A 15,140-nucleotide genomic window follows, 5' to 3' on the forward strand; every position below is an offset into this window, starting at 1 on the left:
ACGCGCATCGAAGGGGGTCCCGTGTCCCACCCTCAGATGCCTCCGGACGTGGACCCGCGCCAGGAGCCGGACGGACGGCGGATCTTCACGGAGCACGACCTCGGCCGGTATTTCGGGGTGGTGGACCCGAAGGTCCTGCAGCGGGACCGCCGCCGGCGTCACCGCCGGCACGCGATCGTCCTGCTGATCGTGGCCCTCCTCGTCTCCGGGGTGACCGTCACGGCGTATCAGGTGCTGCAGGGGGCCTGGAGCATCCCGGGGTGGGAGGCGGCCCCGCCGGAGGAGCCGCTCCTGTGCCCGGCGGGGGAGTTCGACTACTCGACCGAGGCCACGGTGACCGTCTACAACGGCACCACCATCGGCGGGCTGGCCGGGGACGTGGCCAACGCCCTCGAGGACCGCGAGTTCGTGATCGGTGGGGTCGGCAACAAGGGGTTCACCACCTCCAATATGGTGGCCGTCATCATTTCCGGCCCGGACGGACGGGACACGTCCCTGGCGGTGCAGCGGAACATCGAGGGCTCGGTCTACCTCCCGGACGCCCGCGAGGAGGCCACAGTGGACGTCATCATGGGCACCCAGTACGAGGGCCTCGTGCCGGCGGACGGGGTCAACACCGCATCCGGACCGCTGGACTGCCAGCGGCTCGAGACAGAGGCCCCGACGGCGGCGCTGGGCTGAGCGATCGCCTCAGCCGCCCAGTGCGCCGTCGTCAGATCACATCCCGCCGGGGAAGACCAGCGGGACCAGCGTGTACATCACGAGCATGATCAAGCCGATGGAGACGAGGTTGAGCCAGACACCGGCGCGCACCATCTGCTTGATGGTCACCTCGCCCGAACCGAACGCCACGGCGTTGGACGGCGTGGCCACCGGCAGCATGTAGGCCGAGCAGACCGCCAGGGTCACGGCGACGGTCATGAACAGCGGATCCATGCCCAGGCCCACGGCCACGGCGCCGAAGATCGGGAAGAACGCGGCGGCTGTTGCGGTGTTCGAGGTGAGCTCGGTCAGGGCCAAGGCCACGAGGATCACGATCAGCAGCACCAGCCACGTGGGGACACCGCTGAGGGCGCCCACCTGGCTGCCCAGCCACTCCGAGAAGCCGGTGGCCGTGAACATCGCGGAGAGGGACAGCCCGCCGCCGAAGAGCAGCAGCAGGCCCCACGGGATCTCCTTGGCCGCGGACCAGCGCAGCAGGGCGGTGCCGCTCGGGTCCACGGAGCGCTTCTCGGCGGGAACGATGAAGCAGGCGATGGCGGCGGCCATGGCGACCTGGGTGTCCGAGATGGTGCCTAGAAACGGCACTGCTTCGGCCACGGCCGGGATGTCCGCGATGAAGGGGACGAAGACCCAGAAGAAGATCGCCAGCAGGAAGATGATGCCCACGCGGCGCTCCGGGGTGGTCAGCCGGCCGAGCTTGGCCAGCTCGTCCTTGATCATCTGCTTGCCGCCCGGGATCTCGGAGACCTCGGCGCGGAACACGAGCTTGGTCAGCACCAGCCAGGCGATCCCGATCATGACGATGGCCCAGGGCACCCCGACCAGCATCCAGTGGCCGAACTGCAGGTCGAAGCCGTGCGACTCCATGAGGTAGCCCTTCATGAGGGCCATCGGCGGCTGCCCGATCAGGGTGGCGGTGGAGCCGATCGTCACGCCGTAGGCGACGCCAAGGAGCATGGACGCAGCGAACCGCTTGCCGCCTGCCTCCGGGTCGACCCGGCGCACCAGCTGCAGGATCGAGACGGCGATCGGCACCATGATGACGGCGGTGGCGGTGTTGGATACCCAGGCGGAGATGAAGGCCGAGGCCGCCATCAGGCCGAACACGATCTGCGCGGGCTTGGTGCCCACCATGCGGATGGTCAACAGGGCTACGCGCAGGTGCAGGTTGGACCGTTCCGTGGCCAGCCCCAGGATCACGCCGCCCATCACGAGGAAGACGACCGAATCGGCGTACGGCGCGGCCACGTCCTTCATGGGCGCCATCCCGAACAGCGGGAACAGCACGAGCGGCAGCAGGGACGTCACCGGGATGGGGGCGGCCTCGGTCATCCACCAGATCGCCATCCACAGGGCGCAGCCGGCTACTGCGCGGCCTTCGAAGGACAACGACGCCGGCAGCACCAGGGCCAGCACCAGGCCGGCTGCCGGCCCCAGGGCCAGCAACCACCAATTGCGCTTGCCGCCGGAGTCGAGCGCGTCTGACTGGGGTTCGGGTTGTCCCGGTGCGGTGGCCGCGCGGGCTTCGGAAGAGGTCTGGGTCATCTCGGGTGGTCCTCGGGGATCTGATGGAGCGGGTTGCGCAGAGTGGGCGGTGGCGTCGAGCGGTTCCTTCACCAGAACCGTCTGAATCTGTGACCCGTAACACCGTACGCGGATCAATGACAGGACAGAAGTACACATTCGACCTGTATTGATATGTCCAGAGTTCTAATATGGTCGGAACTGGTCTTTCACTTGTGAGTCATGCCATCCCTACGCTGGATCGACCATGCCGCGCTCACCGAGCGCGGCGCAGAGCGGGCCGGCCCGGCCCAGGATGGCATCGGAAAGGGGGTGGCGTGGTGGACCTGCGCCAGATGCGTTATTTCGTGGCCGTGGCCGAGGAGCGGCATTTCGGGCGGGCGGCCGAGCGGCTGCACATGGCCCAGCCGCCGCTTTCCCAGCAGATCAAGCAGCTGGAGACCACCCTGGGCACCAAGCTCTTCGAGCGGACCACCCGCCGGGTGGACCTCACCGATGCCGGGCAGCTCATGCTGGAGCGGGCCCGGCAGATCCTGGCCGACGTCGAGGCCCTGGCCAAAGATGTGCGTGAGGTCGGCGCTGGCGCGGCGGGCGTGCTGCGCGTCGGCTTCGTCGGCTCGGCCACCTACCGGGTCATGCCGGCGGTGGTGCAACTGGCCCGGCGTGAGCTGCCCGGGGTCCGCCTGCACGTGATGGGGGAGATGCTCACCCCGCAGATCGAACAGGGGCTGCTGGAGAACCGGCTCGACATCGCCGTCCTGCGACCGCCGGTGCAGTCCTCGGAATTGCTGCTCCACGCCCTCGAGGGGGACAGCCTCGTGCTCGCCCTCCCGGCTCACCACCGGCTGGCCACCGCCGGTGGCCCCGTGCCCCTGGCCGAGCTCGCCGGGGAGGACTTCGTGAGCTACCCGCAGGGCTCCGCCGTCGCCACCATCACGTCCGAGGCCTGCCGGCAGGCGGGCTTCCGCCCGCGCGTCGTGCAGGAGGCCACGGAGACCTCGACCCTGCTGGCCTTCGTGGGTGCCGGCATGGGCCTGGCCCTGGTGCCCGACGGCGCCCGGCGGGCCGCGGCGTCCCCCATCGCCTACCGCGAACTCGAGAATGCGCCCGAAGTCGGGCTCGCCATCGCCTGGAAGAACGGCAGCCGCTCCGGACTCATCCCGCCCTTCCGGGCGCTCGCCCACCGTGCCGTGGGCGACGTGCGCCACGACCAGCCAAGCCTCGTCCACCCTCCGTCCTCTGACCAGCAGGAGCGTCCATGAAGATCACCGGCATCGAAGCCATCCCCTATGCCATCCCGTACCACCACCCGTTGAAGTTCGCCTCCGGTGCCGTGGACACCGCGGACCACGTGCTAGTGCGGATCCACACCGATGAGGGGATCACGGGGGTGGCCGATGCCCCGCCGCGGCCTTACACCTACGGTGAGACGCAGGTGTCCATCAAGAACATTGTCGAGGAGGTCTTCGCCCCGCAGGTCATCGGGCTGGACCCCTTCGACCGGGAGAAGGTCCACGCCGTGATGCGCCGGACCATCAACAACCAGGTCGCCAAGGGCACCGTGGACATCGCCCTGTGGGACCTGGCCGGTAGGACGCTGGGACGGCCGGTGCACCAGCTGCTCGGTGGGTGGACCGATTCGATGCGGGTCTCCCACATGCTCGGCTTCAAGCCGGCCCAGGAGCTGCTGGACGAGGCGCTGCGTTTCGGCGAGGAATACGGCATCACCACCTTCAAGCTGAAGGTCGGCCGCCGCCCGCTGTCCCTGGACATCGAGGCCTGCCACGTGCTCCGCGAGGGCCTGGGGGCGGACGTGGAGCTCTACCTGGACGCCAATCGCGGCTGGACCGCCAATGAGGCCATGCAGGTGCTCCAGCAGACGGACGGCCTGGGCCTGACCCTGTTGGAGGAGCCGTGCGACGCCAAGGAGGCCATGAGCCGCCGGCGCCTGGTCGAGAAGTCGCCGATCCCCGTGGTGGGGGACGAGTCCGTTCCCACGGCCGGAGATGCCTCCCGTGAGCTGCTCTCGGGTGGCTGCAATGCGATCTGCATCAAGACGGCCCGGTCCGGGTTCACGGAGGCCACCGAGATCCTGGGGCTGTGCACCGGGTTGGGAGTGGACGTGACCATGGGCAATCAGATCGACACCCAGGTCGGTTCACTCGCCACCGTGACCTTCGGCGCGGCCCACGAGGCGACCAGCCGCCGGGCCGGGGAGCTGTCCAATTTCCTGGACATGTCCGACGACCTGCTGGCCGAGCCGATCGCCATCGCCAACGGACGGATCTCCGTGCGGGACGTGCCGGGCGTCGGTGCGGAGATCGACGGCGAGAAGCTGTCGAGGTACCGCACCGACCGCTGAGGTCAGTTGCCGCTCACGAGTGGTCGGATGCCGCACAGGCGCATGGCCTGGCCGTAGGTCTCGACCATCTGATCCTCGAGTTCCTCCGGCGTGAACTTTCGGTTGGCGCTCTGGGCGTGCAGCGCGGGGGCGTTGAAGACCTTGATGGCCTTCGCCGAGAGCACAGAACCACCGATGGTGGAGGAGAACGCCTTGATGAGCTTCTGGGACTCGCCACCGTGGGCGATGATGGCCACCACGCGGGGGACGCGCTTGAGGAAGCGGTTGAAGGGCTTCACGCCCGTGGCGATCCGCTCCTTCGTGAGGTTCAGGGCGTAGTCCTCCTGGGTCCAGGGGTGGACCAGCCAGGGGATGGTGTACTTGGGGTCCAGGCCCGCCGAGGAGAAGACGCGGAGCAGACGCTCGGAGGCGTCGTCGTCGTTCTCATGGGACAGGAAACCGGACGCGGTGCCGGGTCCCGGGGCGGAGGTGAGGACCAGGATGCGGGCCTCGTCCACGTCAAGGGCGGGGTCGACGTAGGGGATGGGGCCCTTGTCCGTGGCCTCCAGTGAATCGCAGAGCTGGGTGATCGGTTCGATGTTCTCGCCGTGGAGGCGGTCTTGGCTTTCGGAGACGTAGGCGGGATCGGACATTCGGCGCATGGGTGCTGTCCCTCAGTGTTGATGTGTGGTGCTCCGGTCAGTTCAGACCGGCCTGCTACCCCCAGTCTACGAGGCGGTTCTCACCCGCACGGAGGACCACTCCCCGGACAGCGGGATGTTGGCGTTCAGCGTGTGCCCCCGGGCCTCGATGTCCTTCCAGATGGTGTCCCGATTGATGTCCGACCGGCCCCCCTTCGGATAGCCGATCCACAGCACCCGGGCGCCGAGCGCCGGTTCCAGCCAATCGTTCAGGACGCCGTCCAGGGACCTCTGGTCCTGGGCGAAGAGCACGACGGCGGTGGCCTCCGTGATCTTGTCCGTCAGGGTGACGCCCTCGGGCAGGGGATCCAGGAGCGCGTGCAGGCCCTGGTGCCCGCCGGCCAGGTGCAGGGTGTCGGTGGGCTTGATGAAGAGCTTCTGCGCGGTGGTCTTCTGGGGCGCGGCGGGGGCGGCAGGCGCGGTAGAGGCGGCGGGGGTGGCGGGCTGTTCCGGGGTCGTGGCCATGGCACCATTCTGCCCCCACCGTGACGGGGGAACGACGTCGGCCCGGCATCTTCCACAGGATTTCCGGGGAAGGTGCCGGGTCGGCTTCGAAGTCCGTGGAGCCCGTCATCTCCAGTGGCCGGGACCGCGGTCCCCTGCCGCTCGCCTATGCTGCTGTGGTCATCATGCGGAGGGGCACGCACAGAGGACTCGATGGTCATGGCTGGTTTGTGGGCAAGGTCATCAGTGACCGCCAAGGTGATCACCGGGGTGGCCGTGGTGGCCGTGGCGGCAGGCGCCACCGGCGTCGCGGTGGCGCAATCTGGTGGTTCGGACGACCGCGACCAGGCGACCGTGGTCCGGGTGATCGACGGTGACACCATCGACGCGGAGGTCAACGGAGAGGTTCAACGTGTCCGGCTGTTGAATGTGGATACGCCGGAGACCAAGCACCCGGAGAAGCCCGTTCAGTGCCTGGGCCCGGAAGCCACAGCATTCCTGGAGGAATTGCTGGCCCCGGGTGAAGAGATCGATCTCGTCTATGACGTCGAGCGCACTGACCGGTATGACCGAACCTTGGCCGGTGTCTACAAGGGCGATTCGTTGGTGAATGCGGACCTGGCCGAAGCCGGACTGGGTGTGGCCGTCCTGTATGAGCCGAATGATCGCTTCTATTCGGAGGTTCTCGAGGCGCAGGAGCGCGCCGAGGAGGCCGGCGAGGGCCTGCACGGCCCGGCCGTTGAGTGCACCATCCCAGCCCTGGCCGAGGCCCTTCCACCCTTGGAAGATCTGCCTGCGGCCATCCCCGCAGACGCCGCCGGAGTGGCCGCGGCGCTCGCAGCGGCTGCCCCGGTGATCGCCGCCGGTGAGGCCTTGGGATCTGCTCTGGATCTGGTCGAGTCCGGTAGCCATGTGGTTCTCTCCAAGGCCTATGGTGATCTGGCGCTGACATTGCGGAAGAGAAGCGATGTGGCATGGCCGGCCGCGGTGGCCTATCAACAGGACCTGCTGGCCAAGGAGGCGGAACTGGTGGAGGCCGCCCGAGTGGCTGCAGAGCAGAAGGCAGCGGAGGAGAAGTTGGCTGCCGAGAAGGCCGCCGCGGAGAAGAAGGCGGCGGAGGAGCGAGAGGCTGCGGAGCAGAAGGCCGCGGAGGAACGAGCGGCTGAAGAAGCTCGTCAAGCGGAACAGGCTCGCGAGGCAGAAGCAGAGCGGCAGCAGGCAGAAGCTGAGCGGCAGGCAGACAGAGCCCGCGAACAAGAGGAAGCTCGCCAGGCAGAGCGCAACCGTTCGAATGAGAGGCAGCAGGAGGCTCCACGCCGTCAGCAGCCGTCGAATAGTGGTTACGGAACGGACGCTGACTTCCCGGGCTACACGGGCCCCCGCTGCTATGCCCCGGGTGGCCAGTTCTACAAGCCCTGCTGAAAACACGCGTTCTGTGGGACAGGGATAAGTAGTCGTCTCTGGCCGCCCCAAAAGTAGGGAACGACGCCGGCCCGGCACCTGGGTGCGATGGTTCGCATCAGGTGCCGGGCCGGCGTCGGGCTCGGTGTGTTCCGCCGGGCCTGATGCGCTCGGGCCGAGCGGGCACTACGACCGGGGCCGTGGCTGAGGCCGGGTGCCGGGACGGGTCAGTACTTGATGTGCTGGCCGCCGTCGATCGGGATGACGGTGCCGTTGATGAATCCGGCGTTGTTGAAGAAGCCGTCGATCGCGCCGAACGTCGCCACGTGCTGATCCACGTAGTGCTGGACGTGCTCCTCGTCGGTGACGTTGGCGGTGACCAGGAGGATCGGGGCGTCTGGCACGGTCTGGAGGATCTGCTCCTGGGTGGCCTTCAGCCCGTCCTCGTTGAGGTCCACCAGGGTCTGGCGGCCGCCCTGCTGGGCGATCGTGAGGGCGGCTGCGGCGCCGAGGCCGGATCCGTCGTCGGTGTCAGCCCGCGCGGTCCGCCGTGCCGTAGGTCAGGCGCAACACCCGGCCATCAGACTCGAGCATGTCCCGCATCTTCTTGGCCTTGTGGACCCTGGCGGTGTCCCGTGGAGGCAACTGGATGGCCATCTCGGCCGGTATTCCGGCCAGCAACTGCCGGGCCCTGGCCACCTCGGCGTCCACGTACGCGCCGAACAACAGCACGATGTTGAAGACCCACAATACGACCAGCAGGGCCATGACCGTGCCGATGGCGCCGTAGGAGCTGTACCCGGCGAACTGGCTCAGGTAGATGGACAGGGCCACCGCGGCGAAGCCGATCCCGAGGATGGCGAGGACCGAACCACTGCGCAGCCAGCCCGACTTGGGCTTCTTCACGTTGGGGGTGACCAGGTAGAGCACCGCGATCATGCAGATCATCAGCGCCAGAACGAACGGCCACCTCAACCACGCCCACAGCGGCAGGAACGTCTCCGTGAGGAAGGTCAGGGTGTCGGTCAGCCCGAGGGGATCTGCGATCGGCCCGAGCACGCCGTTGACGAGCGACTGGTTCAGGGCCAGAGACACCAAGATCAGCACGACGCCGATGAGCAGGACCAGTGTTGTCAGGAGCATCGTAGCGATCTGCCGAACGAACCCGCGGCCCTCCTGGACCCCGTAGACGGTGTTCATACACCGGGAGAAGGCCCTGACATAGATCGAGGCCGACCATAGCGCGGTGGCGATGCCGATGGCGAGCGCGATGGCACCGCCCGAGGAGGCGCTGATGATCGTGTCCACCAAGTCGACGACGAGTCCTCGGTAGTCGGTGGGCACGTACTCGACGACCACGTCGTTCACCAACTGCTGCACCGTCTCGGCGTTGTTCGCCAGGACGAGCGAGATGATGGAGAAGACCGCCAGAAGTGCCGGGGCCAGGGAGAGCACCATGAAGTAGGTCAGCGTGGCGGACAGGTCTATGCCCCCGGTGGCGACGAACTCCTTGATGGCACGGGTGAAGGCGTACTTCCGTCCCGGTCCGTTGAGCCGGCCGGGGGAGGGCGGCCGGCCTCCGTGGTGCCGTTCCGACCGGTCCGCCGCTGCCAGGGTCGCCTCAATGGGGTCTGTGATGGGCACGTCGGGGGTCCTCTCCTCGTCCACGCCCTCTGGCCGTGGCCTCGTCGCGACCGTGGGCCCGTGACGCCCGGAGCTCCCCGGTCCTGTACCCGAGACTATCGCCGTGCCTCGGCAGCGTGACTGCCGTGGAGAGGCTGACGCGCCCGGATGCCGTCCCGTCAGCGCCGGTCGACGATCAAGACCCCCGCCCGGACGCTGTGTCGCTGTAGGCGAGGCGCAATACGCGGCCCTCGGCTTCCAGCTTGTCCCGGCCTTCCCTCAACTTCTCCACCTTGGAGATGTCCCGCGGGGGGAGCTGGATCATCTCCTCCGCCGGGATGCCGGCCTGCAGCTGCCGGGCGCGTTCGACCTCGGCATCGATCTCCGCGCCGAGCAGCAGGACGATGTTGAAGATCCACAGGGCGAACAGCAGCGCCATCACGGTGCCGATCGCGCCGTAGGAGCTGTAACCGGCGAACTGCGAGAGATAGATGGACAGGGCCACGCCCGCAATGGCGATGCCGATGATCGCCACGACCGAGCCGATACCGACCCAGGTGAACTTGGGCTGCTTCACGTTGGGCGTGAAGTAGTACAGCACGGCGATCATGGCGATGATGAGGGCCAGGATGACCGGCCACTTGACCCAGACCCAGATCGGCAGGAACGTCTCGGACAGGAAGGACAGGGTGCCGCCCATCCCGAGGGGTTCGGCGATCGGGCCCAGGACCCCTTCGACCAGCGCTTGGTTCAACGCGAGCGAGACCAGGATGAGCACCACGCCGACGATCAGGGCGAGGGTGACCAGCAACATGGTCCCGAGCTGCTTCACCAGGCCGCGGCCCTCCTCCACCCCGTAGATGGCGTTCATGGAGCGCGAGAAGGCCTTGACGTAGGCAGAAGCCGACCACAGGGCGGTGGCGATACCGATGATCAAGGCGATGATGCCCCCGGTGGAGGAACTGATCATCGTGTCCACGAGATCGACCACGAGGCTCTGGTAGTCGGCCGGTACGTACTGCTTGACCACGTCATCCGCCAGGGTGGTGACCGTGTCGGCGTTGTTGGCGAGCACCAGCGTGATGATCGAGAAGATGGCCAGCAGGGCCGGCGCCAGGGACAGCACCATGAAGTAGGTCAGCCGGGCGGCCAAGTCGGTGCCGCTGTCGGTGCCGAACTCCTTGAGAGCACGCTTGAAGGCGTACTTCCAGCTCGCGCCCTTGAGCTTGGGCGGATCATCGGGTTTCTCGCCGTGATCCGGAGACGGGGCGTCCGCCGCCTCGAGCGTGGCGTCAATGGGATCTTTGATGGGCACGATCTTGTCCTCTCGTCTGCGGTCTGGCCTGTCTGACTGCCATCCTGTCCTGTTCGCGGCGGATCTGAAAGCACCGCATCGCGACGAGTCACCGACGCTACAGTCGAGGTGTTGTCTCCTGGGGAAAGGAAGGTCGCGTGGCCGGATCGCTGACAGTGCGTCAAGGAGCCCTGGCCGGCCACTTGACCGCGACCGCGGGGTTCGTGGACGGGCTCGCCTTCATCCACCTCGGCGGTTACTTCGTCTCCTTCATGTCCGGCAACTCCACCCGGGCCGGGGCGGACCTGGCCACGGGGGACCTGCTGGGCTGGGTGAAGGCCATGGGGCTGGTGCTCTTCTTCGTGGTCGGCGTCGTGGCGTCATCCCTGGCCGTGCATATGCGGGCCTCCCGGTCTGGGCGCACCCCGCCGTATGGTCCGCGCTCCACTGCGGTGTGGGTGTCCCTCATCCTCCTGTTGTCCGCCGCCGTCTGCGCCTCGGTCCCCGTGCTGCAGATCGCCGTCGCGCCCGCCATCGCGGCCAGCATGGGGGCAGTCAACGGCACGTTCACCCGTGGTGGGGAGGTCACCGTGGGGCTGACCTACATGACGGGGACTCTGGTCAAGATGGGACAGCACCTGGCCCACGCGGTCACCGGGGGCAACCGCACCATCTGGCTGCGATACCTGGTGTTGTGGTGCGCCATCGCCGTGGGAGCCATCGCGGGGGCTGTGGCCTACCAGGTGCTGGGGCTGGGCGCGTTGTGGATCGCCGTCCTCCTGCTGCTCGTTCCGGCGGTGGTCTTGAGCCTTCGGGGGCCGCGCGCCGCCTGGTCCTCCCAGACCTGAGGCCGCGCCTTCCCCTCCGCACGTCAGGCGTCGGTTAGGTTCGATGCATGATCAAGTACCTGGGCTCCAAGCGGTTGTTGGTGCCCGTGCTGGGTGCCATGGCGTCAGCGGCCGGTGCCCGCACCGCCGTCGACCTCTTCTCCGGCACCACCCGGGTGGCCCAGGAATTCAAGCGCCGAGGCATCCACACCACGGCCTCGGACCGGGCCACCTACACCGGCGTGCTCGCCGGCTGCTACATCGCCACCGACGCGCGGTCCACAGACCGCGCGGAGCTCGCCGAGATCCTGGTGGACCTTCAGGGCACGACGCCGACCCGCGGCTATGTGACGGCGACGTTCTGCGAGCAGGCACGCTACTTCCAACCCCAGAACGGCATGCGGATCGACGCGATCCGGCAGCGCATCGAAGACGAGTACGCCGGCACCCCCTGGTATCCGATCCTGCTGACCTCCCTGCTGGAAGCCGCTGATCGCGTGGATTCCACCACGGGCATCCAGATGGCCTACCTGAAGTCCTGGGCCCGGCGTTCGGGGCGGGACCTGGAACTGCGGATGCCTGCGTTGCTGGACGGGCCGGGGGCCGTGGTGGTCGGGGACGTGATGGACACGGTGGACACCCTGCCGCCGGCCGACCTCTACTACGTGGACCCGCCCTACAACCAGCACCGCTACTACGCCAACTACCACGTGTGGGAGACCTTGGTCCGCTGGGACGAGCCGGAGCACTACGGGGTGGCCTGCAAGCGGGTGGACGTCCGTGACGAGGACACCCGCAGCGTCTTCAACTCCAAGCGCACGATGCCGGCGGCGCTCGCGGACGTGCTCACCCGGATCCGGTCCGAGGTGGTCGTCGTGTCCTACAACGACGAATCATGGATCACCGCAGACGCCATGGAGCAGTCCCTGCGGGAGGCCGGCCATGAGACGGTGGCCGTGCTGGGCTTCGACTCGAAGCGGTACGTCGGGGCGAGCATCGGCATCCACTCGCCCACGGGGGAGAAGGTGGGAAAGGTGTCCCACCTGCGCAACACGGAGCTGGTCTTCGTGGCCGGGCCGGCCGAGAAGGTCGCGGCGGCGCAGGCCGCGGCCGGAGCGGCCATCAGCGGAGGACACTTTTCCCTGGGCAGCGCAGGCAGGACGGGCAGTACGAGCACGACAAGGAAGAAGGGGGACGCGGGTCATGTCTGCACCCTATGAATTCGAGATGGACCTGCGGTGGTCTGACCAGGACCTGCAGGGGCACGTGAACAATGCCAAGGTGGTCACCCTCGCCGAAGAGGCGCGCGTGCGGTTCCAGTCCTTCCTGGACTCTGCGACGACCGGGCCGCCCGAGGCGAACCGCGTGGTGGCCCGGCAGGAGATCGACTACCACGCTCAGACTCGGTACGCGCCGAGCCTCACCATGCAGGTGGGGGTCCGGAGGATCGGCACGAAGTCATTCACGTTGCGTCATCGCGGGATCCAGGACGGCGCACCGGTGTTCACGGTGGACGCGATCATGGTCAATGTGGAGGGGTCGGGCCGGTCCCGGGCATTGACCGAGGAGGAGCGTGCCCAGCTCGAGGAGTGGAGGTGGGCAGACTGAGCCGGTCTTGATCCGCTGCACTGCGAACGCCCCGCTGAACCCACTGGGCGCCCTGTCTCCCCGCGGTCTCGTGGGGGAGGCGGGGAGACAGGCGGTGGTGATCCCGGGATTCAGTAATTGGATGGCGGGTCCGAGGCAGGGAAGGACTCGTTCTCCCATTCCTCGGCCAGTTCCTCATCGTGGCGGTGTGCGGCCGTCTCCACAGGGTCGTCGGCGACGGGCGGTTCGGCCAGGGCCTCGTCCCCCGAGAGTTGAGGTTGCGGCTCGTCGAGGCGGTCTTCCTCAGGCATTTCCGGATTCACGTGGTCCATGGCGACTCTTTCATCCGACGGTAGGGAACCCCAGTGTGGCAACCCTGCAGGGTGCGGGCAAGTGTGCGGTCCGCCGCTCACTGTCCAGGGCGCCCAGGGTGCGGTCGCCGGAGGGTCCTGGGGGCCCGGGCGAGCTGTCCGTGGGACCCGTGGGACGGCCCCGCAGGGGACTCAGCGCGGCGGCATCTGCTGCAACGACCAGGTGTTGCCATCCGGATCAGCGAAGTACACGAACCGGCCCCAGTCCTGTTCGTCCACGCCGCTGCACTCCACCCCGCGACCGGACAGTTCCGCGTGGGCGGCATCCGCATCGTCGATCACCATCTGTACGCCTTTTTGCGAACCCGGAGCCATCTCGGTGATTCCCACGCCCAGGACCACCGAGCAGGCCGATCCCGGCGGCGTGAGCTGGACGAATCGCAGCTCGGGGGAAAGGACGTAGTCGTGGTCCGCGTGGAAACCGACCTGGTCTACGTAGAAGGATTTCGCCCGGTCCACGTCGGTGACCGGAATGGCAACCAGCTCGATCTTCATATCCATGACCGTCACCGTAAAACCGCGGCGGTGCCAGGAACAGGTCCTGGCACCGCCGCGATCGAATCTCAGACTGAGGTGCCCGCCAGTGCTTGGCGTGCCGGAGCCTGGGCCGAGAGGAACTTCCGATAGGCCGGAAGAGTGAGGAAGTCCGGGTACTCCTCGGCCAGGGCGGAACCGGAGAAGACCTCCAGGGCGTCGTCGAAGCGGTCGCCCTCGGTCCGTCCGGTTGCCAGGATGCGGGCGAACTCCTCGTCCATCAGCCCCTGGACCCACTCGCGGGTCACGGTGCGGGTGCCGCCCCCGGTCAGCTCGGCGGAAGACCCGGCGTTGATCCACTGCCAGATCTGGGATCGGGAGATCTCCGCGGTGGCGGCGTCCTCCATGAGGTTGTGGATGGCGGCGGCGCCGTTGCCCCGCAGCCAGGATTCCACATAGCGGATGCCGACCTCGATGTTCATCCGTACGCCTGCTTCCGTGATGGACCCCGGGGTCTCGGATACGGCCAGCAGGGCTGCGGCGTCGGGCGTCACGTCCTCGCGGCGGTTGGCACGGATCTGGTTCTGGCGGTCGGCCAGGACCGCGTCGAAGACCTCCATGGCCACCGGCACCAGGTCCGGGTGGGCCACCCAGGACCCGTCGAAGCCATCGCCGGCTTCGCGGGTCTTGTCCGCACGGACCTTCTCCAGCGCGGTGGCGTTGGCCTCGGGATCGCGGCGGTTCGGGATGAAGGCCGCCATGCCGCCGATCGCCGAGGCGCCGCGCCGGTGGCAGGCGCGCACGAGCTGATCGGTGTAGGCCCGCATCATCGGGGCGGTCATGGTCACGTCGGCACGGTCAGGCAGCACGAACTGATCGCCGCGGTCCCGGAAGTTCTTGATGATGGAGAAGATGTAGTCCCACCGCCCGGCGTTCAGGCCCGCGGCATGGTTGCGCAGCTGGTAGAGGATCTCCTCCATCTCGAAGGCCGCGGTGATCGTCTCGATCAGCACGGTGGCGCGCACGGTGCCCTGCGGGATCCCGAGGTGGTCCTGGGCCACCACGAAGATGCAGTTCCACAGGCGGGCCTCGAGGTGGTTCTCGGTCTTCGGCAGGTAGAAGTATGGTCCGCGGCCGCGGCGCAGCAGTTCCTTGGCGTTGTGGAAGAAGTACAGGCCGAAGTCCACCAGGGCGCCGGCCATCGGCTCGCCGTCCACCACCAGGTGGTCCTCCTCGAGGTGCCAGCCGCGGGGCCGGACGATGATGGTCGGGCGGTCCACGAGCTGCACGCCGCCGAGCGCGTAGTCCTTGCCTTCGGGGGAGGTGAAGTCGATCTGGCGGCGGATGGCATCCCGCAGGTTCACCTGACCGTTCAGCATGTTCTCCCAGGACGGTGAGGAGGAGTCCTCGAAGTCGGCCAGCCAGCACTTGGCACCGGAGTTCATCGCGTTGATGGTCATCTTCCGGTCTACCGGCCCGGTGATCTCCACGCGGCGGTCCTTCAGGCCCGGCGCGAGCGGGGCCACGCGCCAGGAGCCGTCCTCGCGGATGGTGCGGGTCTCCGGCAGGAAGTCCAGGGTGGCTCCGTCGGAGATCCGCTGGCGGGTCTCCTCCCGCTTGGTCAGCAGCTCGCGGCGGCGGCCGTTGAACTGCCGGTGCAGGGTGGCCAGGAAGTCGAGGGCGTCGGGGGTGAGGATCTCCTCCTGCCGGGGCAGGTGCGGTCCGGTGATCGTCACGCCGTTGAGGGTGATGGGCTGGTCGGTGGGGTACATGGGAGCCTCCTCGGGGAGTCGTCCGCGCCCGCCCTGATGGCGGTGACGCGGTGCGCGT

15 protein-coding genes and 1 pseudogene are annotated in these 15,140 nt (G+C 67.8%); 7 read left to right on the forward strand and 9 right to left on the reverse strand.

What is annotated here, in order from left to right:
- The first annotated feature begins 21 nt into the window (after nt 1–21).
- Nucleotides 22–681, forward strand: coding sequence for a LytR C-terminal domain-containing protein (locus C8E99_RS13770; RefSeq protein WP_147301244.1), 660 nt, complete (start codon nt 22–24; stop codon nt 679–681).
- A gap of 36 nt (nt 682–717) precedes the next feature.
- Here C8E99_RS13770 and C8E99_RS13775 read toward each other — a convergent pair whose 3' ends face one another.
- Complete coding sequence (locus tag C8E99_RS13775; RefSeq protein WP_211309058.1) at nt 718–2,268, reverse strand: SLC13 family permease; 1,551 nt, start codon at nt 2,266–2,268, stop codon at nt 718–720.
- A gap of 296 nt (nt 2,269–2,564) precedes the next feature.
- Between C8E99_RS13775 and C8E99_RS13780 the strand changes: the two genes are divergently transcribed.
- Both C8E99_RS13780 and C8E99_RS13785 read left to right on the forward strand, forming a co-directional pair.
- Nucleotides 2,565–3,509 carry a LysR substrate-binding domain-containing protein gene (locus tag C8E99_RS13780; protein ID WP_245952354.1) on the forward strand — a complete coding sequence of 315 codons (945 nt, stop codon included), beginning with the start codon at nt 2,565–2,567 and terminating at the stop codon, nt 3,507–3,509.
- Nucleotides 3,506–4,609: an enolase C-terminal domain-like protein gene (locus C8E99_RS13785; protein ID WP_115932775.1), complete on the forward strand. Its 1,104-nt coding sequence runs from the start codon at nt 3,506–3,508 to the stop codon at nt 4,607–4,609. Before C8E99_RS13780 ends, C8E99_RS13785 begins: the two co-directional genes overlap by 4 nt.
- A 2-nt stretch (nt 4,610–4,611) precedes the next feature.
- On the opposite strand, the gene C8E99_RS13790 is transcribed toward C8E99_RS13785, so the two are convergent.
- On the reverse strand, nt 4,612–5,250 hold the full coding sequence (locus C8E99_RS13790; RefSeq protein ID WP_147301245.1) for a uracil-DNA glycosylase family protein: 639 nt from the start codon (nt 5,248–5,250) through the stop codon (nt 4,612–4,614).
- Between the two features lie 66 nt (nt 5,251–5,316).
- Nucleotides 5,317–5,754: a DUF3052 domain-containing protein gene (locus tag C8E99_RS13795; RefSeq protein WP_115932777.1), complete on the reverse strand. Its 438-nt coding sequence runs from the start codon at nt 5,752–5,754 to the stop codon at nt 5,317–5,319.
- 225 nt (nt 5,755–5,979) lie between these two features.
- Here C8E99_RS13795 and C8E99_RS13800 point away from each other — a divergent pair, with 225 nt between their 5' ends.
- A complete protein-coding gene (locus tag C8E99_RS13800) occupies nt 5,980–7,155 on the forward strand; it encodes a thermonuclease family protein (protein ID WP_170144617.1) in 1,176 nt (391 codons plus the stop codon).
- 206 nt (nt 7,156–7,361) lie between these two features.
- On the opposite strand, the pseudogene C8E99_RS13805 reads toward C8E99_RS13800, so the two are convergent.
- The 3 genes and pseudogenes from C8E99_RS13805 to C8E99_RS13815 all read right to left on the reverse strand — a co-directional run.
- Nucleotides 7,362–7,643: pseudogene (locus C8E99_RS13805) on the reverse strand (SDR family oxidoreductase); the annotation flags it as partial.
- A 22-nt stretch (nt 7,644–7,665) separates the two neighbouring features.
- Nucleotides 7,666–8,778: a YihY/virulence factor BrkB family protein gene (locus tag C8E99_RS13810; protein ID WP_115932780.1), complete on the reverse strand. Its 1,113-nt coding sequence runs from the start codon at nt 8,776–8,778 to the stop codon at nt 7,666–7,668.
- A gap of 175 nt (nt 8,779–8,953) precedes the next feature.
- Nucleotides 8,954–10,072: a YihY/virulence factor BrkB family protein gene (locus tag C8E99_RS13815; protein ID WP_115932781.1), complete on the reverse strand. Its 1,119-nt coding sequence runs from the start codon at nt 10,070–10,072 to the stop codon at nt 8,954–8,956.
- Between the two features lie 137 nt (nt 10,073–10,209).
- On the opposite strand from C8E99_RS13815, the gene C8E99_RS13820 reads away from it, so the two are divergent.
- Genes C8E99_RS13820 through C8E99_RS13830 form a run of 3 tightly spaced genes read left to right on the forward strand, consistent with a single transcriptional unit; the run spans nt 10,210 to nt 12,486 of the window.
- The gene (locus tag C8E99_RS13820) at nt 10,210–10,899 is read left to right on the forward strand and encodes a YoaK family protein (protein ID WP_245952356.1); all 690 of its coding nucleotides are present in this window, start codon (nt 10,210–10,212) and stop codon (nt 10,897–10,899) included.
- Between the two features lie 47 nt (nt 10,900–10,946).
- Nucleotides 10,947–12,098 carry a DNA adenine methylase gene (locus tag C8E99_RS13825; protein WP_115932782.1) on the forward strand — a complete coding sequence of 384 codons (1,152 nt, stop codon included), beginning with the start codon at nt 10,947–10,949 and terminating at the stop codon, nt 12,096–12,098.
- Entirely contained in the window at nt 12,082–12,486 is a 405-nt protein-coding gene (locus C8E99_RS13830) for an acyl-CoA thioesterase (RefSeq protein WP_115932783.1), read from the forward strand. Before C8E99_RS13825 ends, C8E99_RS13830 begins: the two co-directional genes overlap by 17 nt.
- A 110-nt stretch (nt 12,487–12,596) precedes the next feature.
- Here C8E99_RS13830 and C8E99_RS13835 read toward each other — a convergent pair whose 3' ends face one another.
- The 3 genes from C8E99_RS13835 to aceB form a co-directional block, all read right to left on the reverse strand.
- Nucleotides 12,597–12,776, reverse strand: coding sequence for a hypothetical protein (locus tag C8E99_RS13835; RefSeq protein WP_147301246.1), 180 nt, complete (start codon nt 12,774–12,776; stop codon nt 12,597–12,599).
- Nucleotides 12,777–12,968: 192 nt separating this feature from the next.
- Complete coding sequence (locus tag C8E99_RS13840) at nt 12,969–13,337, reverse strand: glyoxalase superfamily protein (RefSeq protein ID WP_115933499.1); 369 nt, start codon at nt 13,335–13,337, stop codon at nt 12,969–12,971.
- Between the two features lie 62 nt (nt 13,338–13,399).
- A complete protein-coding gene (gene aceB, locus C8E99_RS13845; RefSeq protein ID WP_115932785.1) occupies nt 13,400–15,082 on the reverse strand; it encodes a malate synthase A in 1,683 nt (560 codons plus the stop codon).
- Between the last annotated feature and the right edge of the window lie 58 nt (nt 15,083–15,140).

Source organism: Citricoccus muralis (assembly GCF_003386075.1).
Classification (GTDB): Bacteria; Actinomycetota; Actinomycetes; order Actinomycetales; family Micrococcaceae; genus Citricoccus; species Citricoccus muralis.

Coding starts and splice junctions, on each gene's coding strand:
- C8E99_RS13775 (WP_211309058.1), bottom strand. CDS start 2,268: ATGACCCAGACCTCTTCCGAAGCCCGCGCGGCCACCGCACCGGGACAA.
- C8E99_RS13785 (WP_115932775.1), top strand. CDS start 3,506: ATGAAGATCACCGGCATCGAAGCCATCCCCTATGCCATCCCGTACCAC.
- C8E99_RS13790 (WP_147301245.1), bottom strand. CDS start 5,250: ATGCGCCGAATGTCCGATCCCGCCTACGTCTCCGAAAGCCAAGACCGC.
- C8E99_RS13795 (WP_115932777.1), bottom strand. CDS start 5,754: ATGGCCACGACCCCGGAACAGCCCGCCACCCCCGCCGCCTCTACCGCG.
- C8E99_RS13825 (WP_115932782.1), top strand. CDS start 10,947: ATGATCAAGTACCTGGGCTCCAAGCGGTTGTTGGTGCCCGTGCTGGGT.
- C8E99_RS13830 (WP_115932783.1), top strand. CDS start 12,082: ATGTCTGCACCCTATGAATTCGAGATGGACCTGCGGTGGTCTGACCAG.
- C8E99_RS13835 (WP_147301246.1), bottom strand. CDS start 12,776: ATGCCTGAGGAAGACCGCCTCGACGAGCCGCAACCTCAACTCTCGGGG.
- C8E99_RS13840 (WP_115933499.1), bottom strand. CDS start 13,337: ATGGATATGAAGATCGAGCTGGTTGCCATTCCGGTCACCGACGTGGAC.
- aceB (WP_115932785.1), bottom strand. CDS start 15,082: ATGTACCCCACCGACCAGCCCATCACCCTCAACGGCGTGACGATCACC.